18 protein-coding genes and 2 riboswitches are annotated in these 21,040 nt (G+C 71.4%); of the genes, 7 read left to right on the forward strand and 11 right to left on the reverse strand.

Features of this window, described 5'->3' with window-relative positions:
• Nucleotides 1–266: 266 nt before the first annotated feature.
• Together ACZ6S6_RS10190 and ACZ6S6_RS10195 are read left to right on the forward strand one after the other, a co-directional pair.
• Nucleotides 267–1,139 carry a LysR family transcriptional regulator gene (locus tag ACZ6S6_RS10190; RefSeq protein WP_362966369.1) on the forward strand — a complete coding sequence of 291 codons (873 nt, stop codon included), beginning with the start codon at nt 267–269 and terminating at the stop codon, nt 1,137–1,139.
• Nucleotides 1,136–2,050, forward strand: a complete 915-nt coding sequence (locus ACZ6S6_RS10195) for a serine hydrolase (protein ID WP_469704724.1) — start codon at nt 1,136–1,138, stop codon at nt 2,048–2,050. The genes ACZ6S6_RS10190 and ACZ6S6_RS10195 overlap by 4 nt, the downstream gene beginning before the upstream one ends.
• A 165-nt stretch (nt 2,051–2,215) precedes the next feature.
• Here the strand turns inward: ACZ6S6_RS10195 and ACZ6S6_RS10200 are convergent, their stop codons facing one another.
• The 8 genes from ACZ6S6_RS10200 to ACZ6S6_RS10235 all read right to left on the reverse strand — a co-directional run bounded on the left by ACZ6S6_RS10200 (nt 2,216) and on the right by ACZ6S6_RS10235 (nt 10,179).
• Complete coding sequence (locus tag ACZ6S6_RS10200; protein WP_469704726.1) at nt 2,216–3,313, reverse strand: LLM class flavin-dependent oxidoreductase; 1,098 nt, start codon at nt 3,311–3,313, stop codon at nt 2,216–2,218.
• Nucleotides 3,310–4,683: an NtaA/DmoA family FMN-dependent monooxygenase gene (locus ACZ6S6_RS10205; protein WP_469704728.1), complete on the reverse strand. Its 1,374-nt coding sequence runs from the start codon at nt 4,681–4,683 to the stop codon at nt 3,310–3,312. The genes ACZ6S6_RS10200 and ACZ6S6_RS10205 overlap by 4 nt, the downstream gene beginning before the upstream one ends.
• Before the next feature lie 19 nt (nt 4,684–4,702).
• Nucleotides 4,703–5,917 carry an LLM class flavin-dependent oxidoreductase gene (locus ACZ6S6_RS10210; protein WP_469704730.1) on the reverse strand — a complete coding sequence of 405 codons (1,215 nt, stop codon included), beginning with the start codon at nt 5,915–5,917 and terminating at the stop codon, nt 4,703–4,705.
• Between the two features lie 76 nt (nt 5,918–5,993).
• Nucleotides 5,994–6,212 carry a putative leader peptide gene (locus ACZ6S6_RS10215; protein ID WP_469704732.1) on the reverse strand — a complete coding sequence of 73 codons (219 nt, stop codon included), beginning with the start codon at nt 6,210–6,212 and terminating at the stop codon, nt 5,994–5,996.
• A gap of 14 nt (nt 6,213–6,226) precedes the next feature.
• The gene (locus ACZ6S6_RS10220; protein ID WP_469704734.1) at nt 6,227–7,042 is read right to left on the reverse strand and encodes a GNAT family N-acetyltransferase; all 816 of its coding nucleotides are present in this window, start codon (nt 7,040–7,042) and stop codon (nt 6,227–6,229) included.
• A 154-nt stretch (nt 7,043–7,196) separates the two neighbouring features.
• Nucleotides 7,197–8,234, reverse strand: a complete 1,038-nt coding sequence (locus ACZ6S6_RS10225; RefSeq protein WP_469704737.1) for an ABC transporter substrate-binding protein — start codon at nt 8,232–8,234, stop codon at nt 7,197–7,199.
• A 128-nt stretch (nt 8,235–8,362) separates the two neighbouring features.
• Complete coding sequence (locus ACZ6S6_RS10230; protein WP_469704739.1) at nt 8,363–9,178, reverse strand: amino acid ABC transporter ATP-binding protein; 816 nt, start codon at nt 9,176–9,178, stop codon at nt 8,363–8,365.
• A complete protein-coding gene (locus tag ACZ6S6_RS10235; RefSeq protein ID WP_362963718.1) occupies nt 9,175–10,179 on the reverse strand; it encodes an amino acid ABC transporter permease in 1,005 nt (334 codons plus the stop codon). Before ACZ6S6_RS10235 ends, ACZ6S6_RS10230 begins: the two co-directional genes overlap by 4 nt.
• Nucleotides 10,180–10,554: 375 nt before the next feature.
• Nucleotides 10,555–10,662, reverse strand: a riboswitch (SAM riboswitch).
• A gap of 120 nt (nt 10,663–10,782) precedes the next feature.
• Nucleotides 10,783–10,928, forward strand: a riboswitch (SAM riboswitch).
• A 409-nt stretch (nt 10,929–11,337) separates the two neighbouring features.
• Here ACZ6S6_RS10235 and ACZ6S6_RS10240 point away from each other — a divergent pair.
• Entirely contained in the window at nt 11,338–12,021 is a 684-nt protein-coding gene (locus tag ACZ6S6_RS10240; RefSeq protein ID WP_362963716.1) for a glutathione S-transferase C-terminal domain-containing protein, read from the forward strand.
• Between the two features lie 121 nt (nt 12,022–12,142).
• On the opposite strand, the gene ACZ6S6_RS10245 is transcribed toward ACZ6S6_RS10240, so the two are convergent.
• Together ACZ6S6_RS10245 and ACZ6S6_RS10250 are read right to left on the reverse strand one after the other, a co-directional pair.
• Nucleotides 12,143–14,527 (reverse strand): ATP-binding cassette domain-containing protein, encoded by a 2,385-nt coding sequence (locus ACZ6S6_RS10245; RefSeq protein ID WP_469704742.1) that lies wholly within the window; start codon nt 14,525–14,527, stop codon nt 12,143–12,145.
• 267 nt (nt 14,528–14,794) lie between these two features.
• Nucleotides 14,795–15,151 (reverse strand): VOC family protein, encoded by a 357-nt coding sequence (locus tag ACZ6S6_RS10250; RefSeq protein ID WP_469704744.1) that lies wholly within the window; start codon nt 15,149–15,151, stop codon nt 14,795–14,797.
• A gap of 285 nt (nt 15,152–15,436) precedes the next feature.
• Here ACZ6S6_RS10250 and ACZ6S6_RS10255 point away from each other — a divergent pair, with 285 nt between their 5' ends.
• From ACZ6S6_RS10255 to ACZ6S6_RS10270, 4 genes are all read left to right on the forward strand, one after another.
• Nucleotides 15,437–16,192, forward strand: a complete 756-nt coding sequence (locus ACZ6S6_RS10255) for an IclR family transcriptional regulator (RefSeq protein ID WP_362963710.1) — start codon at nt 15,437–15,439, stop codon at nt 16,190–16,192.
• Nucleotides 16,193–16,315: 123 nt separating this feature from the next.
• A complete protein-coding gene (locus ACZ6S6_RS10260; RefSeq protein WP_362963708.1) occupies nt 16,316–17,725 on the forward strand; it encodes a hypothetical protein in 1,410 nt (469 codons plus the stop codon).
• Nucleotides 17,726–17,785: 60 nt separating this feature from the next.
• Complete coding sequence (locus ACZ6S6_RS10265) at nt 17,786–19,054, forward strand: AAA family ATPase (protein WP_469704747.1); 1,269 nt, start codon at nt 17,786–17,788, stop codon at nt 19,052–19,054.
• Entirely contained in the window at nt 19,051–20,337 is a 1,287-nt protein-coding gene (locus ACZ6S6_RS10270; protein WP_362963704.1) for a vWA domain-containing protein, read from the forward strand. The genes ACZ6S6_RS10265 and ACZ6S6_RS10270 overlap by 4 nt, the downstream gene beginning before the upstream one ends.
• 18 nt (nt 20,338–20,355) lie before the next feature.
• On the opposite strand, the gene ACZ6S6_RS10275 is transcribed toward ACZ6S6_RS10270, so the two are convergent.
• Nucleotides 20,356–20,970, reverse strand: coding sequence for a helix-turn-helix domain-containing protein (locus ACZ6S6_RS10275; RefSeq protein ID WP_469704749.1), 615 nt, complete (start codon nt 20,968–20,970; stop codon nt 20,356–20,358).
• Nucleotides 20,971–21,040 lie beyond the last annotated feature (70 nt).

Raw genomic sequence — 21,040 nt, forward strand, 5'->3', positions numbered from 1 at the left:
TGATGACGGATGCGGCGCGCTGCCGGCATGCAGCGGGCCGGCAAGGAACCGGACTGGACTGGACGGTTGCGGCGGGGCGGACCCGTGCGGCGCCGTCCGCTCGGCCGGCCGGATTACGCAGGAACCGCGCTGCGACCGGTCCGGCCTGCCGAGCGGTGCGGCCTGCCCCTGTCGGGAGTCAAGTCCGCCACCCGGCCCCATGTCGAATACGATCTCGGCATCAACCTCATTCACAAGCCATATCACCGCACGCCAGGAGGTACGGAGTGCTGACCGAACGGCACCTGGAAATCTTCGTCGCGCTGGCGGAGGAGGAACACTTCGGGGCCGCCGCCCAGCGTGTGGGCATGACCCAGCCGCCTCTGTCACAGGGGCTGCGCAGGCTGGAGGCCCTGGTCGGTGTTCGCCTGTTCGACCGTGAGCGCGGAGTGTCCCTCACCGAGGAGGGGGCTCTGCTGCTGCCGCACGCACGCCGCGCCCTGGCCGCGCTCTCGGAGCTCCGCGAGACCGGTGCGCGCGAGCAGGCCGATGGGCGCCGGCTGCGGCTCGGACTGGCCCCGGAGGTGCCGGCGCCCCTAGCGGCCGAGGTAGCGGCCGCGCCGGTCCGGGCCGGTGAGCGGGCCCGGATCGGCATGGTGACGGCGTCAACCGCCACTTTGCTCGGTGACGTTGCGGCCGGGCGGATCGACATCGCGGTGATCCGGCACCCCTCCGTGCTGCACGGCCTCTCCGCGGGCCGGGTGATCCTCCTGCCGACCTGGGTCCTCGCCCCAGCCGGCCTCCAGGGGGCAGGTGACACGATGCCGTCACGTCTGCCCGTCGCGGTGCGCCCGCGCGCCGAGGCTCCCGCGGCCCATGACCTGTTCATCGACACCCTGGCCAGCCGCGGCCGCCGCATGGAGACCGTGGTGGTCTGCGACGAGCGCGCCGGCCTCGCCCTGGTGGCGGCGGGTCAGGCGGTACTCGTCACGGCGGACCACTCGCTGATGGCCTCCGGCGTCGAGCGCCGTACGGCCACGGACCCACCGCTTCCCCTGCGGTTGCGGGTGGCCTGGAACCCGCGGCGTCCCGGAGCGGAGGAGACCGCCGAGACCGCGCGGTTGCTTGAGGACGCCCTGGCCCGGAAGGTGGCACCGTGAGAGAGCAGCGGCGCGGCACCGGTGTGCAGCGCACCATCCGCGACATGTTCGACGACGCGGGCGTCCGCGGCTGGCTCCACGTGGCGGAACTGCACCGCCCGTCGGCCCGGGTGGTCATCGATCCGGACGAACAGCTGCCCCTGGGTTCCGTCTACAAGGTGCCGCTCATGGTCGCCTTCTGCCGGCTCGCGGACGCGGGGCTGGTCGACCCGTGCCACAGGCTGACCCTGGAGGCCGCCGACCGGGTTCCCGGTCCGACCGGCGTCTCCATCCTCCACGACCCCGTCACCATGTCACTGCGCGACCTGGTGACGCTGATGATGACCGTCTCCGACAACACCGCCGCCGCCGCCGTCCTCCGAGCGGTCGGCCCCGACGTCGTCGATGCCGTCTGCCGTGACCTGGGCATGCCGGACACCCGTATCCACGGCGGCGTCGTCAGCACGTTCAGCCGGCTGGTCGCCGAGACGGGGGCGCAATCGCTGGACGCCGCCCTGGCACGCGTGGCGGACAACGACACCGTCGTGCCGGCCGGCGTGTACGACCCGGCCTTCAAGGCGTCCAGCACACCGGCGGACATGGCACGGCTCCTGCGGGCCGTCTGGACCGGCGAGGCCGCGTCCGAGGACCGCTGCGCCTTCATGCGCGACGTCATGCGCAGACAGCCGTGGACGCACCGGCTCGCCTCAGGTTTTCCCTACGACGACGTCACCGTCTACGGCAAGACCGGCACCTTCGGCTCACTGCGCCACGAAGCCGGCGTCGTCGAACTCGCGGACGGCAGCACCTACACCGCGGTGGTCTTCACCCAGGCCGCCCGCGCCGACAGCAGACTGCCGCGCGCCGACGCCGTGATCGGGGCCGCGGCCCGGGTCGCCGTGGAGGAGCTGCGAGGGAACCAGGGCACCTGACCGAAGGCCGCCCACCTGCCCCCGGAGATCCAGGAGCACGCGCTGATGTGACGCATCCAGGCGTTCATATGGAATTGCGCAACGCCTCGGAGGCGGTGGAGCCGGAGGCGACCGGGACCAGGTCGAGGACCCCGAGGGGGATGTCGGACATGACGGGAGGTCTCCTCAGCGGTCGGCGGGAACGGATACGGGCGTGGGTACGGGCTCAGCGAGGACGGGGCCCCAGGCGAACGGCGGATCGGGGATCTCCCGGCGCAGCACGGGCGCGACGTCCGACTGGAAGAGTGCGAGCGAGTCCCAGTGCCGGCGGTCCGTCAGCCCGCCCGCGTCCGCGTGCAGATGGAGGACGGTGTGCCCGAACTGCTCGTGGTAGCGGTGAACCTTCTCGATGATCTGCTGGGGACTGCCGATCAGCGCCGAGCTGCGCTCCACGAAGTCCTCAAGCGTGGTGAACACCGGGTCCAGGCCCAGCCGTTCCTGGAAGGCGAGGTTGCCCTCGAACACGGGCCGGTAGGCGGCGAGCGCCTCCTGTGAGGTCCGGGCCGCGTAGAGGCCGGCCGTTCCCGCCCCCACCGCGATACCGGCCGGATCGTGGCCGTGGTGCTCCCATCGCTCGCGGTAGTACCGGATCAACTCGGCGTAGGGCTCGATGGGGTTGGTGACGTTGGCGGAGAAGAGCGGGTCGCCGTAGCGGGCGGCCAGGTCGACGGACTCCCTGCTGGTCGCGCTGCCGTGCCAGACCCGGATCGGCTGCTGGAGGGGACGGGGCCACACCTCCGCGTCCTTGAGTTCAGGACGGAAGCGGGTCGCGGCGGTGACCTTGTCCTCGCGCCAGATCCGCCGGAACACCTCGTAGCTCTCGGCGTTGCGGTCCCACTGGTCATCGGGTGTCACCTGGAACAGGTCCCGCTGGGCGGCCCCGTTCCCCTTGCCGATGATGAGTTCGAGCCGTCCGCCGGAGAGATGGTCGAGGGTCGCGTAGTCCTCGTACGCGCGCACCGGGTCGAGGAGGCTGAGCGTGGTGACGGCCGTGAACAGCCGGATCCGGGAGGTGAGGGCGGCGATGTGGCTGAGTACGACCGGCGGCGAGGAGGAGATGAAGGGCCGCTCGTGCCGCTCCCCCACGCCGAAGCCGTCGAATCCCAGCTCCTCGGCGAGGAGCGCGTTGTCGACGACTTCGCGGAAGCGGTCGCCGGTCGGCTTCCGCACACCCGTCACGGGGTCCGGGCCGTGCACGATCAGGGTGATGGCGAGGAACTTCATGACGCCTCACGCTCTTCGCGCACATCGTCGGGGTGGGCCAGGCCGAGGTGGTCGCGCAGGGTGGTGCCCTCGTACTCCGTGCGGTACACGCCCCGTTCCTGGAGCAGCGGGACGACCCTGTCGGTGAAGTCGTCGAGGCCGCCCGGCGTGATGTGCGGGGCAAGGATGAAGCCGTCACTGGCATCGGCCTGGACGAAGTCGTTGATCGTGGCGGCGACGGTGGCCGGGGAGCCGACGAAGGACTGGCGGTTCCCGGTCTCGATGACCAGGTCGCGGATGGACCACTTGTTGGCGGCGGCCCGCTCCCGCCACTCGCGGGCGGTGGCCAGCGGGTCACGGTACATCCGCACCTGGGCGCGGCCGCGGGCGATGGTGTGCTCGCCGGGGTCGGGGTCGATGCCGGGGAGCGGGCCGTCCGGGTCGTACCCGGACAGGTCCCGGTTCCAGACGAACTCGAGGTGCTTGATCGCGGTGGCGCCGCTGACCTGACGGCGGCGCACCTCGCGGGCCCGTTCCTCCGCATCGGCGTCGGTGTCGCCGAGGACGAAGGTGGCCGCCGGCAGGATCAGCAGCTGGTCGGGCCGGCGGCCGTAGCGGCCGAGGCGGCTCTTGACGTCCGTGTAGAACGCCTGCCCGTCCTTGAGGGTGGCGTACCGGCTGAAGATCGCGTCCGCGCTCGACGCGGCGAACTCACGGCCCTCTTCGGAGTCGCCCGCCTGGAAGATCACCGGCCTTCCCTGCGGGGAGCGCGGGACGTTGAACTGCCCCTCGATGTCGAAGTGCTGTCCCGTGTGCACAAAGGCCCCGGCCTTCGCGTCGCTCAGGAAGGTGCCCGTCTGCCGGTCGGCGACGATCTCGTCCCCGTACCAGGAGTCGAAGAGTTCGTTCGTGGTGGACAGGAACTCCTTGGCCCTGGAGTAGCGCTCGTCCTGTGGGAGGAATCCGCCGCGGCGGAAGTTCTCGCCGGTGAAGGCGTCCCAGGAGGTGACCACGTTCCAGGCGGCGCGTCCGCCCGAGAGGTGGTCCAGGCTGGCGAACTGGCGGGCCACCTCGTAGGGCTCGTTGAAGGTCGAGTTGATGGTGCCGGTCAGGCCCAGGTGCTCGGTGACGGCGGCGAGCGCGGTGAGGACGGTGAAGGTGTCGGGGCGGCCCACGACGTCCAAGTCGTAGATCTGGCCGCCCTGTTCCCGCAGGCGCAGCCCCTCGGCCAGGAACAGGAAGTCGAACTTCGCGCGCTCGGAGGTCCGGGCGAAGTGTGCGAAGGAGCTGAACTCGATGTGGCTGCCGGCCTCGGGGTCGCTCCACACGGTGGTGTTGTTGACTCCGGGGAAGTGGGCCGCGAGATGGATCTGCTTGAGCGGCTTGCTCATGATCGGGGGTCCTTCCGGCTCAGACGGTCGTGGCGGCGGCGTAGCGGTTGGCGGGGCGGGCGAGACCGAGCAGCCCGCGCAGGGTGTCGGCCTCGTACGCCCGGCGGAAGGCGTTGCGGCGCTGGAGTTCGGGAACCAGGTGCCGGGTGACCGCCGGGAGGTCGTGGCCGGCCACGGCGGGACGCAGCCGGAAGCCGGTCAGTCCGGCCGCCGCCAGCTCCTGGAGCAGATCGGCGAGCCCGCTGGGCGTTCCGGTGAAGATCCGGGCGTCGCTGGTGTACGGGTGGCCGGCGAGGTCGTCCAGCCGCTCCCTGCGGGCCTGGGCCGCGGCGGGGTCGTCGTCCAGGAAGACCACCAGGTCGCCGAAGATGTGCAGGGTCTCGTCGGCGCGGCCGGCCGCCGCCTGTTCGGCGCGGACCTCCTCGACGATCGCGCGGGCCTGGTCGGTGTCGTGCGGGGTGACGTAGCCGATGTCGGCGGAGCGGGCCACCAGCCGGTACGAAGCGGTCGCGTGGGCGAGGGCGCTGACGATCGGCTGGCCCTGGGGCGGCCGGGGGGTGATCGAGGGGCCCTTCACACGGAAGTGTGTGCCCTCGAAATCGATGTAGTGCAGTTTCGCCCGGTCGATGAAGCGTCCGGTGGCGACGTCCCGGATCTCGGCGTCGTCCTCCCAGCTGTCCCAGAGCCGCCGCACGACCTCGGCGTAGTCGGCGGCCTCGTCGAACAGGCCCGTCACCAGCTCCTGCACGACGGGGCTTTCGTAGTCCTCGATGCGCAGCGGCGGGAACGTACGGCGGCCGAAGTGCGCGGCCTCGTGCCGGCGGGCCGTGACCTGAAGGCGCAGGCCCGCGCGACCGGTGCTCACGTAGTCGAGGGTGGCGATGGCCTTGGATATGTGGAACGGCTCCGTGTGGGTGGCCACCACGGTCGGCACCACACCTATGTGCCGGGTCAGCGGGGCGACCCGAGCGGCGATGAGGACGGCGTCGAGTCGTCCGCGGACCTGGTCGGTGCGCCCATCCGGCTCGGTGTGGGACGAGGACTGGAGGCCGAGCCCGTCCTCGATGGTCACGAAGTCGAGCAGTCCGCGTTCGGCCTCGGTGACCAGGTCGGTCCAGTAGGCGGCGGTGAGCAGTTCACGGGGGCGGGCGACGGGTTCGCGCCAGGCGGCCGGGTGCCAGCCCGCTCCGTCCAGAGCCACGGCGAGATGCAGAGGGGAGGGTGACGACGACACGAGAGGGGTGCCTTCCTGATCGACCGTACGAAGAAGCCGGCCCCCGGACGCGGGGAGCGGCTGCGAGGGCAACGGGTCAGGAGCAACAGAGCGCGCCGGCGACGCGCAACAGATCGATGTGCTGCCGGGAGTACAGGCGCGGGCGGCTGGGCATGGCGCTGCTCGTGGCGCGGCGGTGGGTCACGGCAGACATACGCATGTGCTCCACCTCCACCCATCCGGCGCGGCGGACCCCGGGGTCCGCGCCGCCCTGGTGCTCGCGGTCCCCGTCGGGGCGCCGCTCGGTCGTTCTCATGCACAACCGCACGGCTATGCCGTTTCTTCCGGCTGTGCGGCTACTTGTTCCTGCGGTTCCCGTACTTCCGGGTGCCCGGCTCCCCGTTCTCCGGGTCCCCGTGCTTCCGGCTGCCCGTCCGGCGTGCGCACGAGCAGGAATCGTGTGCGTCGGCGCACGGTGAAGCCGATCGATTCGTAGAGCCGGATCGCGGAGGTGTTGCTCGCGGCCGCGTGGAGGAAGGGGGTGTCCCCGCGTTCCCGTATGCCCGCCGCGACCGCGCGGACCAGCCGGGTGGCCAGGCCATGGCCGCGGTGGTCCGGGTGGGTGCAGACGGCGCTGATCTCCGTCCAGCCCGGCGGGCGCAGGCGTTCGCCGGCCAGGGCGATCAGCCGTCCGCGGTCCCGGATGCCCAGGTAGCTGCCCAGTTCGATGGTGCGGGGCAGGAAGGGGCCCGGCCGGGTGAGAGCGACCAGGTCGAGGATCTCGGGTACGTCGGCGGGTCCGAGCCGTTCCGCTTCGGGGGCTGGTTCGGCGTACAGCGCGGTGGCGACGAGCTGAACGCCGTCGCCGCCGCGCTCGATCGTCCAGCCGTCGGGCACCGACACGGCTCCGGAGACCGGGGCGGCGGTGCCGGGTCCGGCCAGTGTGGCCAGATCGGCCCAGGCCCGGGGGTCGGCGGGGTCGGCGAGGGCGCTGAACGGCGAGATGTCCGTGGGGTAGCGGGCGGCCCGGCCCACACGCTCGGCGAAGCCGGCGTGCGGACCGGTCAGCGCCGCCCAGGCGGCGTTGTCCAGGATGTGCGGTTCCGTCGGGACCGGGGGCGGGGCGTGATGGACGCTGGTGGACATGGCGGTGCGGAGTCTCCGTATCCGGGAGGTGGCCGGGACGGCGCCGGCTCATGACAGCGCGGTCCGTCGGCAGATGGGCGGGCGTGGAGGTGGACGTTGATGTTGATACGGGCGCGGGCGCGGGCGTGGATGCGGACGTGGATGCGTATGCGGGTCAGGCGTTGTCGAGCGGCAGTCCGGGCGGATCGACCAGGGAGGCGGGGACGGCCTCGTTGGAGAGGTTCCAGGCGGCGAGCCACTTGGCGTACTGCCCGTTCTTGATCAGGTGGTTGATCGCGGCGGCGATGGGCTTCGCCAGTCCGCTGCCCTTCTTCGCCGTAGCGGCGATGAGCCCCTGGAGCGTCGCACCGGCGCCGGAGAACTGGCCCGCGTTACGCGTCGGTGTGGGGGTCTTCGCGGTCTGGGTGATGTGGTACGCGATACCCGGATTGGGGCCGAAGGAGATGTCGATCTTCCCGCTGGACAGCGCCAGGGCGGTGGCGTTGTTGTCCTGGTAGTACTTGACGGTGAGCTGCTTGCCCTCCTTCGCCAGCTTCGCCTTCCACTCCAGCAGGATCCGCTCCTGGTTGGTTCCGGCGCTGACGGCGACGGTCCTGCCGGCCAGGCTGCGGTAGTCACCGTCGAAGTTCCAGGTGCTCTTCTTCAGTGCCTCGAAGGCGAGGTTGTCCTCACGGTAGGAGGCGAACTCGTACTTCTTCTTGCGCTCCTCGGTGTCGGTGACATTCGACAGGGCCACGTCGACCTTGCCGCTGTCGATGCCGACGAACATGTTCTCCCAAGTCGAGTTCTTCAGCTCCGGCTTGAGCCCGAGGACCGCGGCGACCAGCCGGCCGAGGTCGGGTTCCGCGCCGGTGAGGGTCTTCTGGTCCTCACCCACGTAGGCCAGAGGAGGGAACCCGGCCGGCAGCGCGCCCACGCCGAGCACCAACGTGCCTTTCTCCGCAACCGACTTGGGAAGCCCGGCGCTGATCGACTTCACCTCGGGCACCTTGAGCTCGGTCTCCTCGGCGGCGCCGTTGGAGAGTGCGCCGACGGTGACCGTTCCGGCCGGCGCGCTGTCGGTCCTGGTCGCGGCGTCACCCGCACCGCCGCACGCGGCGAGCCCGGCGGCGAGAGAGGCGACGGCCGCGGAGGCGGTGACGCCGCGGAGGAATCTGCTGCGGAGGCCGATGGAGGGGGTGAGGGTGCGCATGGTGGCTGTCCTTGTCGGGTGCGGTGAGGGCGTACGGGCGGGGGCGCGCCGTGGAGTGGGTGCCGGGATAAGGAGTGATGGGGTCAGAGGTGATGGGGTCAGAGGTGACGGGATCAGAGGTGACGGGATCAGAGCACCTTGCTCAGGAAGTCCCTGGTCCGCGCGTGCTGCGGGTGGTCCAGCAGCTGCTCGGGCGGGCCCTGTTCGACGATTTGGCCCGCGTCCATGAAGACGACCCGGTCGGCGACCTCACGGGCGAACCCGATCTCGTGCGTGACGACCAGGAGGGTCGTTCCGCTGCCGGCCAGGTCCTTGATCACGGCCAGCACCTCGCCGACCAGCTCGGGGTCGAGCGCGGACGTCGGCTCGTCGAAGAGGATGACCCCGGGCCGCAGGGCGAGGGCGCGGGCGATGGCCACGCGCTGTTGCTGCCCGCCGGACAGCTGCCGGGGGTAGGCGGCGGTCCGGTCCGCGAGCCCCACGCGGGCGAGGAGGCCGCGGGCCAGTTCCCGCGCCTCGGGCCTGGTGAGCTTTCCGGTCGCCACCGGAGCCGCGGCCACGTTGTCCAGCACGGTCAGGTGCGGGAAGAGATTGAAGTTCTGGAAGACGAACCCGATCCGGCCGCGCTGCGCCAGGATGGCCCGCTCGCTCAGCTCCTTGAGGCGACCGCGGTGCCTGCGTACGCCGATCAGCTCGCCGTTCAGGCTGACATGGCCGATCTCGGGCTTCTCCAGGTGGTTGATCACCCGCAGGAGCGTGGATTTGCCGGAGCCGGACGGCCCCAGGACAACCGTGACCTCGCCGGGTCGCACGGTCAGCGTCACGCCTTCCAGGACGCGTTGGGATCCGTACCACTTGTGCACGTCGTGCACCTCGACCGCGGCGGGACGTACCGCGAGCACCCCGTTGGCCGCCTCGGTCTGCTCGGTCGCCTCGGCGCTCATATCGCCGTCTCCTTCCGGACCCGGGCCCGCAGATCACCGAGGCCGGTCCGCAGCTTCTGCAACGGGGTCGGCGGCAGGGTGCGCAGCGCGCCCCGTGAGTAGTGCCGCTCGACGTAGAACTGGATGACGGACACGACGCTGGTGAGAATCAGGTACCAGGCGGTGGCCACCAGCAGCAGCGGCACGATGTCGCCGGGGTAGGTGCTGCCCATGCTCTGCACGGAGCCGAACAGGTCGAGCAGCGAGACGTAGAAGACCAGCGAGGTGCCCTTGATCAGGCCGATCAGCTGGTTGACGTAGTTCGGGGTGATGGAGCGCAGGGCCTGCGGAAAGACGATCTTCGCAAACTGGTAGCGCTTCGGGAGGCCGAGGGCCGAGGCCGCCTCGTGCTGGCCCTGGTCGACGGAGAGGATGCCGCCGCGGACCACTTCGGAGGCGTACGCCGCCTCATTGAGGCTCAGACCGATGACGGCGACGACCATGTCGGTGGCGAGGCGGGACTCGTCGAAGGTGAAGAACGCCGGGCCGAACGGCACTCCGAGGCTCAGCGTGCGGTAGAGCGCGCTGAAGTTGTAGAGGAACAGCAGGACCACGATCAGCGGCACCGATCGGAACAGCCAGGTGTAGACCCAGCTGACCGCGCGCAGCACCGGGCTCGGCGAGAGCCTGGCCAGTGCCAGCAGCACACCGCCGAGCAGCCCCAGAGCAGCGCTGTACACGGCGACTTCGAGGGTGATGAGCAGGCCTTCGAGGATCGTGGGCCGCAGGAACCAGTACGAGAACCGGTCCCACTGGTAGAAGGGATTGGTCACCAGGCCGTGGACGATCTGGGCGACCAGCACGAGCACGACGGCTGTGATGATCCAGCGGCCGGGACGCAGGAGGGGAAGGACCCGCTGCGCCGCCAGGGGCTTCGATGCGGCGGGCGGGTGGCGGCGGGGGACCGCCTCGGCGGGCGGCGCTGATCCGGAGGACACAGCGATGCCAGGAGATTCACTCACGGAGGGCTCCAGCGGATTCGGGCAGCCCGGACCGCGGACAGCGGCGTCGCCGCACCGATCGGGGACGAATCGGCGCGACGCGGCACACGGCACGGGACGGGGGCCGGGCGGGGAGAGGGCACACCGCGACAGCGGTGGACGTCAGGAACTCGCAGGACAGAGGCCCGGAAGGCTGGGGCTCAGAAGGAAGAGGCCCGAAAAGCCGTCAGGCTTGACAGAGAATGCGAGAAGCGACCGTACACAGCGCGCTGTTGACGCGCTGCAGGTCGACGGAGCGGTCAGCGCACAGCAGCAGGACGCGGCCGCGGGACCGCCAGGCAGCCATCCCCTCAGCTGCGTCCATCGCTCTCACCGTCACCATTCCGCCCCGTGGGGCCTACACGTCTGCCGAACGTCATCCGGTCCGGTCCGAACCTGGGCACCCCACCGCTGTACGAGGGCTGCCGGCCGGCACACCGTGGGTTCCCGCCGACGCTCACGACCGTTCCGCGCCGCAAGTTAGGCACGGCCCGAAAGGAATTGTCAACGCCGGTGACCACCAGGCGAGACGGCCCGTCCGGCCTTCTTGACGGCGTCACGTGGCGCACCGAAACTGACATGGACGGTCACGATTGTCAGCGCCTCCTGTGCGGGATTCCCCTGCTCAGGTGGTTATCGGCCCCGGCCCGCTGGCAGGCAACCCTTCCACCGCGACGGGGTGCCCCGGGTGACGACCGGGTCCCGCCGGTGCGGCGGGACAAGCGTGGCCTCGCGTCTCGCGAGCCCCGAAGTCGGAACCGGTGGGAATTGTCCAGGAACGGCTTGACGAGGCGCCTGCACATCGATCTGCTGCGTGTCTCCAGCGCTTACTAGCCCGGAAAACTCCGGACGCGTACCGGACCGCTCGATCCAGTCCGGACCGGTACGAGAGCGCAGTCAGTCCACATCCGGCCGCTGGTGCCCACAAGGCGGCGGTGGCTTCCTCGTTCCCGCAGGGATTCCCACCGGGATTCCCATAGGAGAGTCATGCCCGAGACAGCTTCGCGCAGTTCCAGTTCACGTAAGCCCACTTCACGCAGCTCCGGTTCGCGCAGTTCAGGCACGGGCAACTCGCTCACGTGCGGCGCGATTTCCTCCGGGCCGGTTCCGTGCGCCGCGCCCCTTCGTCTCGCGGCTGCCGTGCAGCCCTCCCGTATCCACAGCCGTATCGGCGTCGGTCTGGCCGGCGGCTTCTACCCGGCACCGCACCGCTACGAGCTTTTCCTGTCGGCGAGTTGTCCGCGCTCGCTCCGCGTCTCGATCACTCTCGGCCTGCTCGGCCTCAAGGACTCGGTCGCCACCACACTCCTGGGGCACCCCGCCGAGACACCGGCCGCGTTCGCCTCACTGCGCAGCGCTTACGAGGCCACGATGCACCACTACGACGGACCGCTGACGGCGCCCGCGCTGTGCGACCGGTGGAGCGGACGCATCGTCAGCAACCACACCCCGGACATCCTGCGCGACCTCGCGGGCCTGCTGTCCGGCCATGACGAGGCCTGCCCCTCCGCTCTGCGCCCGCCGGACCTCACCGCGGACATCGACGCCCTCCGTGACCTGCTGGACCGGGACGTCACCCCGGCCGCCGCGCCCTCGGAGCGATCGGCGGCGCTGGACCTGCTGAATCACCGCCTCGCCCTGCGGCCCCACGTACTGGGCGAGGAACTGACGGCCGCGGATGTGGACCTGTGGGTGGCGCTCGTCCGTCTCGGCCCGGCCACCCTGGGCGACCGTCCCCGGCTCCGGGAGTACGTGAGCCGCCTCCGCGACCATCCCGCCTTCCCCGACACGCCGGAGCAGGACGACGGCCGCCGGCCCGCGTAGCCGGACGTACCGGGGCCCCGGCGAGGGCCCCGGTCAACGCCGCGGTCGGCCCCTCGTTCAAGGCCCCGGTCGCGCCTCGTTCAACGCAACGTACTGGTCAGCACCTCGGGCAACGCCTCCCTCAGGCGCCGACGTAGGCCGCGAGGTGCTCGCCGGTGAGGGTGGAGCGGTCGGCGACGAGGTCGGCGGGCGTGCCCTCGAAGACGAGCCTGCCGCCGTCGTGGCCGGCGCCGGGGCCGAGGTCGACGATCCAGTCGGCGTGCGCCATGACCGCCTGGTGGTGCTCGATCACGATGACCGACTTGCCGGAGTCCACGAGCCGGTCGAGCAGGCCGAGCAGTTGCTCGACGTCAGCGAGGTGGAGGCCGGTGGTCGGTTCGTCGAGGATGTAGATGCCGCCCTTCTCGCCCATGTGCGTCGCCAGCTTGAGCCGTTGCCGCTCACCGCCGGACAGGGTGGTCAGCGGCTGGCCGATGCTGAGGTAGCCGAGCCCGACATCGGCGAGCCTGCCCAGGACGCGGTGCGCGGCCGGATTGTGGGCCTTGCCGTCGCCGAAGAACTCCTCGGCCTCGGTCACCGACATCGCGAGCACCTCGCTGATGTCGCGGCCACCGAGGTGGTATTCGAGCACCGAGGCCTGGAACCGCTTCCCCTCGCACTCCTCGCAGACGGTGGAGACACCCGCCATCATCGCAAGGTCGCTGTAGATGACGCCTGCGCCGTTGCAACCGGGGCAGGCGCCCTCGGAGTTGGCGCTGAACAGCGCCGGCTTCACGTCGTTGGCCCTGGCGAACGCCTTGCGGATCGGGTCGAGCAGCCCGGTGTACGTCGCGGGGTTGCTCCGTCGCGAGCCGCGGATCGCGCCCTGATCGATCGACACCACCCCGTCCAGGCCCGAGACCGAGCCGTGGATCAGCGAGCTCTTGCCGGAACCGGCGACCCCGGTGACGACGGCGAGGACCCCGAGCGGGATGTCGACGTCGACGCCGCGCAGGTTGTTCGCCTTCGCGCCGCGGATCTCCAGCGCGCCGGTGGGCTTGCGCAGGGTGTCCTTGAGGGTCGCCCGGTCGTCGAAATGGCGGCCTGTGACGGTGTCCCCGGCCCGCAGCCCCTCGACGGTGCCCTCGAAGCAGACGGTTCCGCCCGCGGTTCCGGCGCCGGGGCCCAGGTCGACGATGTGGTCGGCGATCGCGATCGTCTCCGGCTTGTGCTCCACGACGAGCACCGTGTTGCCCTTGTCCCGCAGGCGCAGCAGCAGGTTGTTCATCCGCTGGATGTCGTGGGGGTGCAGGCCCGCGGTGGGCTCGTCGAAGACATAGGTGGTGTCGGTGAGCGAGGACCCGAGGTGCCGGATCATCTTGACGCGCTGCGCCTCGCCCCCCGACAGCGTTCCCGACGGCCGGTCGAGCGCGAGGTAGCCGAGTCCGATCTCCACGAACGAGTCGAGGGTCTGCCCCAGCGCGGTGAGCAGCGGTGCCACCGAGGGTTCGTCGAGGCCCCGGACCCAGGCGGCCAGATCGCTGGTCTGCATCGCGCAGGCGTCGGCGATGTTGATCCGCTTGATCTTCGAGGACCTGGCGCCCTCGCTGAGCCGGGTGCCCTCGCACTCGGGGCAGGTGGTGAAGGTGACCGCCCGCTCCACGAACGCCCGGATGTGCGGTTGCAGCGCTTCCTTGTCCTTGGACAGGAACGACTTCTGGATCTTGGGGATGAGGCCCTCGTAGGTGAGGTTCACACCTTCGACCTTGACCTTGGTCGGCTCCCGGTAGAGGAAGTCCTGCATCTCCTTCTTGGTGTACTTGCGGATCGGCTTGTCCGGGTCGAGCAGCCCCGATTCGGCGTAGACCCGGACGGTCCAGAAGCTGTCCGACTTCCAGCCGGGGATGGTGAAGGCACCCTCCGCGAGCGACTTGGAGTCGTCGTAGAGCTGGGTGAGGTCGATGTCGGAGACGCTGCCCCGGCCCTCGCAGCGCGTACACATGCCGCCCGTGCGGTTGAAGGTGGCCTTCACCGCCTTCTTCGCACCCCGTTCGACGGTGATGGCGCCGCTCGCCCGGACCGAGGGGACGTTGAAGGCGTACGCGCTGGGCGGGCCGATGTGCGGCTTCCCGACCCGGCTGAAGAGGATCCGCAGCATCGCGTTGGCGTCGGTCGCCGTGCCGACCGTGGAGCGCGGATCGGCGCCCAGCTTCTGCTGGTCGACGATGATCGCGGTGGTCAGCCCGTCCAGGACGTCGACCTCGGGCCGTGCCAGCGTCGGCATGAAGCCCTGCACGAAGGCGCTGTAGGTCTCGTTGATCAGCCGCTGCGACTCCGCGGCGATCGTGTTGAACACCAGTGAGGTCTTTCCCGAGCCGGAAACACCGGTGAAGACCGTGAGCCGCCGCTTCGGGATCTCGATGCTGACGTCCTTGAGATTGTTCACGCGCGCGCCGTGCACGCGGATCACGTCGTGGATGTCGGCTGCGTGCGGCGCGGGCGACCGCGCGTCCGTCCTGGTGGCCATGTTTATCGTTTTCTCCATCTGTCTCTGCCGGCCGGGACCGTGATCGCGGTCCCCGTCGGCGTCGTCCGGCTCGATCCGAGCGGCCGAGGGCGGTACGCACGGTTCTACTTCGTCGGGGCGGCCGTGGCAACGGTCCGCCTGCCCGTCCGGTCGTCGGTGCCGTCCGGAGTGGCGCGACGGCCGCAGGCCCGCCCGGCGGCCCCCTGTCACGCGTTCGCCCGCGGTCATGAACACCGTGGGCATCCGACCGTCGGTTCGGGTCGGGTCTCAGCTGTCCTGAAGCAGCCCGAGGACGTTGCCGTCGGGGTCGGTGACGGTGGCCACCAGGCGTCCGCCGCCGACATCGTGCGCGGGATCCTTCACGGTGGCGCCCGCGGCGGTGACCTCGGCCAGCTTCGCCTCGATGTCCGGCACGTGCCAGTAAGCAACGGGTGAGGTCATGCCCTGCTGTCCCCCGGCCGGCACCAGCCCGATGTGCTGGCCCCCGGCCTCGAAACCCACGTAGTAGGACTCGTCGGCCTGCGGCTGTACACCGAGCAGGGCCGTGTACACCGCCTTGGCCGCCGCCAGGTCGGACACGGGGTGCAGCACGGTCTTGATTCCCTGGGTGGTCGAGCTGGTCATGGTCGCTCCTGTGGTTCGTGGGTCATATCGGCCCGGTGCGGACGGTAACGCCGAGCCGGCGGCGAGGCCGCGGAATCGGCGGTCGCGGCCGGCGCTCGGCGTCCGGACGCCCGGTGCCTGGCAATCACGCTAGCCGCGGCCCGTTGACCGCGCTTCTCCATTCCTGATCGTTCCGGTCAGCCGTCCCGGAGCGCGCGAGCCCCCTTCATCGCTTCGGACACCCCAGGTCAGGGCCGTACACAGGACGTATTGCCGCCTTCCGGCACCGGGTCCATGCTTATGGGCATGGGTGACGAGGCCGGCCCCGAGCTCACCGCGTACGTCGAGCGTGCTCTCCGAGTGATGGAGGCGGCAGGGGCGCACGCGGCGGAAGTCCCCTTGCGGCAATTGGCCAGGGAGACGGGGCTGCCCCTGGCCACCGTCCAGGAGCTGCTGACGGCGCTCGTGCGGGACGGTTACCTGACCGAGCTGGACGGAGCGTTCGCCCTCTCCACCGCACACCCCTCCCTGGTCCCCGGACGCGACGGGCCGGGGCTCCTGAACCGCGTCCGGCCCGTCCTGACGGCCTTGCGGAACGATCTCTCGGCGGCGGTCTACCTGACGCTGTACGAGGAGGGCGAGATCCGGGTCATGGAGATCGTCGACAGCGCTCGGGCGCCACGCGTGGACCTCTGGGTCGGATTCCAGGACGCCGGACACGCCACGGCGCTCGGGAAGAGCGTGCTGCGTGAGCTGGACGGGAAGGCGCGCGCCGAGTACTTCTCCCGGCACTCGCTGACCGATCTCACGCCCCGCACCATCACGCACCGGGGGGAGCTTCTGCGGCAGCTCGACTCCGCACCGGCAGCGCCGGTCGTCATGGACCGGGAGGAGTACGCCCGCGGTACGACATGTGTCGCCGTGCCCGTGTACAGCGGTGACCGGATCGGTTCGCTCGGCATCTCCTTCCGGTCGGACCGGATGTACCGGTCCACCCGGGTCCGTGCCGGGCTGCTGTCGTCGGCGATGCGCGTGTCCATGGGGCTCTCGCTCCCCGACTGAGCCCCGCAGCCCGGCAGTTCGACCAGAACTCTGGCAGTTCGGTGCCGGCAGCGATATGATCACCGCGATGATGACTCACTCTGTTCACAGATTGGGGGACCCGTCCGCGCAAGGTGAGTGCTGATGCTCACTGAGACCGCGAACCGGGATTCCCGTTTTTCCTACTGGCTGCGCGTGCGCGAGTTCGCCGTGCCGCCCTCCATGATCGAGACCGCGACCGCCCGCCGTTCCACCGGGGACTGGGCAGGGGCATGTGCCGCCGCGGGCATCGACACCGATCTGAATCTGCGTTCCGTGGCGCACGCTCACGGACGTGACCTCGCGGCCCGGATCCGGGCCGATCTCCGACATCTGGCGCCCGACCTGTTGCGCTGGCACCTGCCGAGAATCGCTCCTGACGGCTTGCTGCGCCCAGGGCTGACCATCGCCCTGGCCCGGTACGACGCCGGCGGCCGTGACAGCCCCCGCCCGGTGCGGCTCGTGGTCCGGACCCCGCCTGCCTGGGCGGACGGCGGTCAGCGGATCAGCCTCGCGCTGTGGGACGGATCCCTCTCCGACGCCGGTACGCGCCGGCACCCGCACCCCCATCCCCACCGGCGGTTCCGCCTCGACCTGCACCGCCACCTGTGGGACGCGCGCAGGGCCGACGAGCTGCGGAGCCGCTCCGGGGCCGACCGGCCGCCCGCCGACGGCCCTCCCGCACCGAACCCGCGGCTGCCGGTGCCCGTGCCGCGACTGCACCGCTCCGCCGTTGACCGGTGGGCGGAGGAGGCCGGGATACTGCTCCGTGCCGAGGGGCTGCCCACCGGTCCCGTAACCGTGCGGTGCGGGGCCCGGCACCGGCTGCTCCTGGAACCGGTCGTGGACGGGGACGGCCACGGGCCGCCCGCGCTGCGGATCTCGGCGGCGCCCACGGGCGGGGCCGCCGCCGCGCTGCCGGTCCTGCCCGACGCGGCGACCTGGGTGCCACCCGACCTGGAGCTGCTCCGCACCGGTGCGATCGAGGCCGGCCGGCTGCACCCGCTGGTCGCCTCGGCCCTGGCACCGCACCCTTCACCGGCCGGTCCGGGCCGGGACACGGACCGGGCGGAACGGCCGCGCCTCGTCGAGTGCCGGGGAGCCCAGCACCGGATCGGGCTGGTCGACGGGGTGCTGGCGCCGCTCGACCACGACCCGGCCGAGATCCGCCGCGAGGAGCTGCTGGTCGCCCTGACCGGTACTCCGCTCCCCTGCCTGCGCGCCATCGACGAGGCGCACCGTCATCCGCACTGCCTCGACGGTGTCCGGGAACGGCTGGTCCACGGCGACACAGCCGGAGCGCTGGCCGTCGTCGAGGGCCTGCTCGGCCCCGAAGCGGTGCTGCGCAACGGCGCCCTGCGGGACGAACTGGAGGCGGCCGCGCAGCGGCGGGTCGCCTACGGACTGTTCAGGGCCGGCCTGACCGGAGGCGGCCCCGAGCCCGGCCCGATCCCTCCGGATCGTCTCCGCTCCCGTGACCACGCCTCCCACCCGCGCCTCGCGGCTTTCCGCTGACCCGAGGGCCCTGCCCTCCGCGTCCGCCCACCCCACCACGAACCCCATAGGTGATCAGACATGCCCGCATACGCCCCGTTCGCAACGACCGCGGCCGCCGCCGACCCGGCCGCCGCCCAGATCCCCCAGCTCGACGTCGCCGGTGAGTTGCTGGCCCTGCTGCGCGACACCGGCACCGAACCCCGCCCCGACACACAGCTGGAGGCGTTGACACTGGCCGTGGCAGCCGACCTGCCGGTGATCCTGTGGGGTGAGCCGGGAATCGGGAAGACCGCTGCCCTGACCCAGCTCGCCGCGGCCCTGGATCTGCCGCTGACCACCGTCATCGCCAGTGTGCACGAGCCGTCCGACTTCTCGGGGCTGCCCGTCGTCGGGGACGATCCCGCGGAACAGGGTGTTCCGATGGCCCCGCCGGACTGGGCCGTGCGGCTCGTACGGGCCGGCCGCGGGCTGCTGTTCCTGGACGAACTGTCCACCGCTCCCCCGGCCGTTCAGGCCGCCCTGCTCCGTCTCGTCCTCGAACGGCGGATCGGCTCCCTGCGACTGCCGCCCGAGGTACGGATCGTGGCGGCCGCCAATCCGCGGTCATCGGCCGCCGACGGCTGGGAACTGAGCCCTCCCCTGGCCAACCGGTTCGTCCATCTTCAGTGGACGCACGATCACGAGGTCGTGGTACGCGGCCTCGGTGGGACCTGGCCCCGCGCGACGCTGCCGCGGCTCGCCCCGGAGAGGCTGCCGGAGGCGGTGGACTTCGCCCGCCGTGCGGTGTGCGGGCTGCTGTCCGCGCGCCCCGCGCTCGTCCACCGGCTGCCCAGCAACGAGGCTCGCCGGGGCGGCCCTTGGCCGTCGCCCCGGACCTGGGACATGACACTGTCACTGATCGCCTTCGCGACCGCGGCCGGTTCCTCCAGGGATGTGCTCTCCGCACTGGTCAGAGGCACGGTGGGGGACGGTCCGGGGCTGGAGCTGCTGGCGAGTCTGGACCGGATGGACCTCCCCGATCCCGAGACCCTGCTCGCCGACCCGGCACATGCGGCCCTGCCGGAGCGGGGAGATCTGCGTCAGGCCGTGCTCGACGGTGTGGTGGCGGCGGTCCGCAACCGTCCGGACAAGTCCCGCTGGGACGCGGCGTGGGCGCTCCTGGTCCGGGCGCTGGAGAACGGGGCCCCGGATCTGGTGGTCGTCCCCGCGACCACACTCGCCTCGCTGCGCCAGGAGGAATGGGACGTTCCCGCGTCGATCGAGCAGCTGGCCGGGGTCGTGTCGCTGTCCCGGCGGGCGGACCGGGCGGCGATCCGGACGGCGGCCGCCGCGCAGGCCCGCCGATGACGCCCAGGACACCGGGAGCACCCGGAACGCGGACCGCGCCGGAACCACTGGACCTCGACAAGCTCTTCGCCGCCCGGCTGCACGCGGCCCGGGTCCGCCCCTACTTGGCGACGGCACTGTTCGCGCTGCACACCGTCGAGTCGCGGCGGGTGCCGACGATGGCCGTCGACCGGCACTGGCGGTGCTACGTCTCCCCGGCATTCGTGGCGGCGACCCCGGTGGAGGAGCTGGCCGGGGTGTGGGTGCACGAGATCTCGCATCTGCTGCGCGACCATCACGGGCGCGGCGACCGGGTCGCGCGGGAGCGGGGGCTGACCGGCCCCGGGGAGCGGCTGCGGATGAACATCGCCGCGGACTGCGAGATCAACGACGACGTGTTCGGGGAGGGGCTGGCCCGGCCGGAGGGCGCCGTCGACCCGAGGGCCCTGGGACTCCCCGAGGGGGAGCTCATGGAGGACTACCTGCGGCAGTTCCGGCTCGGGCCGCACACTCAGGACCTCGCATGGCTGGACTGCGGCAGTGGGGCCGACGGGCTGGAAAGGGAGTGGGACCTGGGACCGGACGGCGCGCACGGCCTCAGCGCGCAGGAACGGGACGCGGTCCGGTTCCGGGTGGCCCAGGGCATCACGGGCCGCCCGGGGGACGCCCCGAAGGGCTGGCAGCGGTGGGCACAGGAGGCGTTCCACCCGCCGCAGGCGTGGCGGGATCTGCTGGGGGCGGCCGTACGCTCGGCGGCCTCGGGCTCCGGTGCCGGCCAGGACTACAGCTACGGCCGCCCGTCCCGGCGCTCGGCCGGGGTGCCCGGCGCCGTTCTGCCGAGCCTCCGCCGCCGGCCGCCCCGGGTCTCCGTGATCATCGACACCTCCGGTTCGGTCAGTGACGCCGAACTGGGCAGCGCGCTCCTTGAGGTCGCCTCGATCTCCCGCGCCGTGGGCGGCCGCCGTGACCTGGTCAGCGTCCTGTCTTGCGACGCGGCTGCCGGGGTCGTGCACCCGCTGTGCCGTGCCGAGGGAATCTCCCTGGTGGGAGGTGGGGGTACGGATCTGCGTTCGGGTTTCGCCAGGGCGCTGCGGGCGCGGCCCCGTCCGGACGTCGTCGTGGTCCTCACGGACGGGCAGACGCCCTGGCCCGCGGCGCGACCGGCGTGCCGGACGGTGGTGGGGTTGTTCCCGCGGCAGCACTCACGCGGGTCGTGGAGCGAGGACCGTCCCGACTACGTGCCGGACACCCCGCCCGCGTGGGCGCGCACGGTGGTCATCGGTTCGGCGCCCGGCGCCCGGTGAGCCCTCCCGCTCGCCCGGTCAGACCTGTCCGGCGGGTCCGCTCTCCGGGCGGGCCCGTCGCGGCCCGGAGCCTGTCCCGCGCCGGGCGGCCGTCGGGTAGCGCACGAAGAGGATGCCGTGCACGTCGGCGTCCGGTGCGCTGTAGACGTGGGGCACGTCGGCCCGCCACTGCACGGAGTCACCGGGGCCGACCGTCCGGGTGTCGTGCGGCGGTCCGACGACCGCAGTGCCCGTCAGCACCATCAGGCTCTCTCCCGTGCCCGGGACGTGCGCCGCGGACTCCTGGGTGGCGCCCGCACGGATGATCACGCGGAACACATCGGTGACCGCTGCCGCGTCCTCGTGCCGCTCCAGCAGAGTCGCGGTGACGGCGGTGCCCGAGACACCGGGAAGGGACGCGTGGGAACCCGGGCCGCCTTTCGGCGCCGGATCGCTGATCACCGCGCTGAGCGGCTGCCCGAGCGCGGTGGCGAGTGCGTACAGGGTCTCCAGCGTGGGGTTGCGCAGGCCGCTCTCCAGCTCGGAGAGCGTGCCCTTTCCCACCCGGGAACGCCGGGACAACTCCGAAAGGGACAGGTTCTGTTCGGCCCGCAACGCCCGCAGCCTGCGCCCCAGGTCCTCGTTCAGTCCCATCGGCGTCCACCCACTCCGCATTCCCGGTTGACGAGTGTCAGCCCGCCTCTTTAGTGTTCCATAAACAGAA

Source organism: Streptomyces sp. NPDC048671, from assembly GCF_055587045.1.

Excerpts from the sequence above, each read along its gene's own strand:
- ACZ6S6_RS10200 (WP_469704726.1), bottom strand. The coding sequence starts at position 3,313 with ATGAAGTTCCTCGCCATCACCCTGATCGTGCACGGCCCGGACCCCGTG.
- ACZ6S6_RS10205 (WP_469704728.1), bottom strand. The coding sequence starts at position 4,683 with ATGAGCAAGCCGCTCAAGCAGATCCATCTCGCGGCCCACTTCCCCGGA.
- ACZ6S6_RS10215 (WP_469704732.1), bottom strand. The coding sequence starts at position 6,212 with ATGAGAACGACCGAGCGGCGCCCCGACGGGGACCGCGAGCACCAGGGC.
- ACZ6S6_RS10220 (WP_469704734.1), bottom strand. The coding sequence starts at position 7,042 with ATGTCCACCAGCGTCCATCACGCCCCGCCCCCGGTCCCGACGGAACCG.
- ACZ6S6_RS10225 (WP_469704737.1), bottom strand. The coding sequence starts at position 8,234 with ATGCGCACCCTCACCCCCTCCATCGGCCTCCGCAGCAGATTCCTCCGC.
- ACZ6S6_RS10230 (WP_469704739.1), bottom strand. The coding sequence starts at position 9,178 with ATGAGCGCCGAGGCGACCGAGCAGACCGAGGCGGCCAACGGGGTGCTC.
- ACZ6S6_RS10245 (WP_469704742.1), bottom strand. The coding sequence starts at position 14,527 with ATGGCCACCAGGACGGACGCGCGGTCGCCCGCGCCGCACGCAGCCGAC.
- ACZ6S6_RS10250 (WP_469704744.1), bottom strand. The coding sequence starts at position 15,151 with ATGACCAGCTCGACCACCCAGGGAATCAAGACCGTGCTGCACCCCGTG.
- ACZ6S6_RS10255 (WP_362963710.1), top strand. The coding sequence starts at position 15,437 with ATGGGTGACGAGGCCGGCCCCGAGCTCACCGCGTACGTCGAGCGTGCT.
- ACZ6S6_RS10260 (WP_362963708.1), top strand. The coding sequence starts at position 16,316 with ATGCTCACTGAGACCGCGAACCGGGATTCCCGTTTTTCCTACTGGCTG.
- ACZ6S6_RS10265 (WP_469704747.1), top strand. The coding sequence starts at position 17,786 with ATGCCCGCATACGCCCCGTTCGCAACGACCGCGGCCGCCGCCGACCCG.
- ACZ6S6_RS10270 (WP_362963704.1), top strand. The coding sequence starts at position 19,051 with ATGACGCCCAGGACACCGGGAGCACCCGGAACGCGGACCGCGCCGGAA.
- ACZ6S6_RS10275 (WP_469704749.1), bottom strand. The coding sequence starts at position 20,970 with ATGGGACTGAACGAGGACCTGGGGCGCAGGCTGCGGGCGTTGCGGGCC.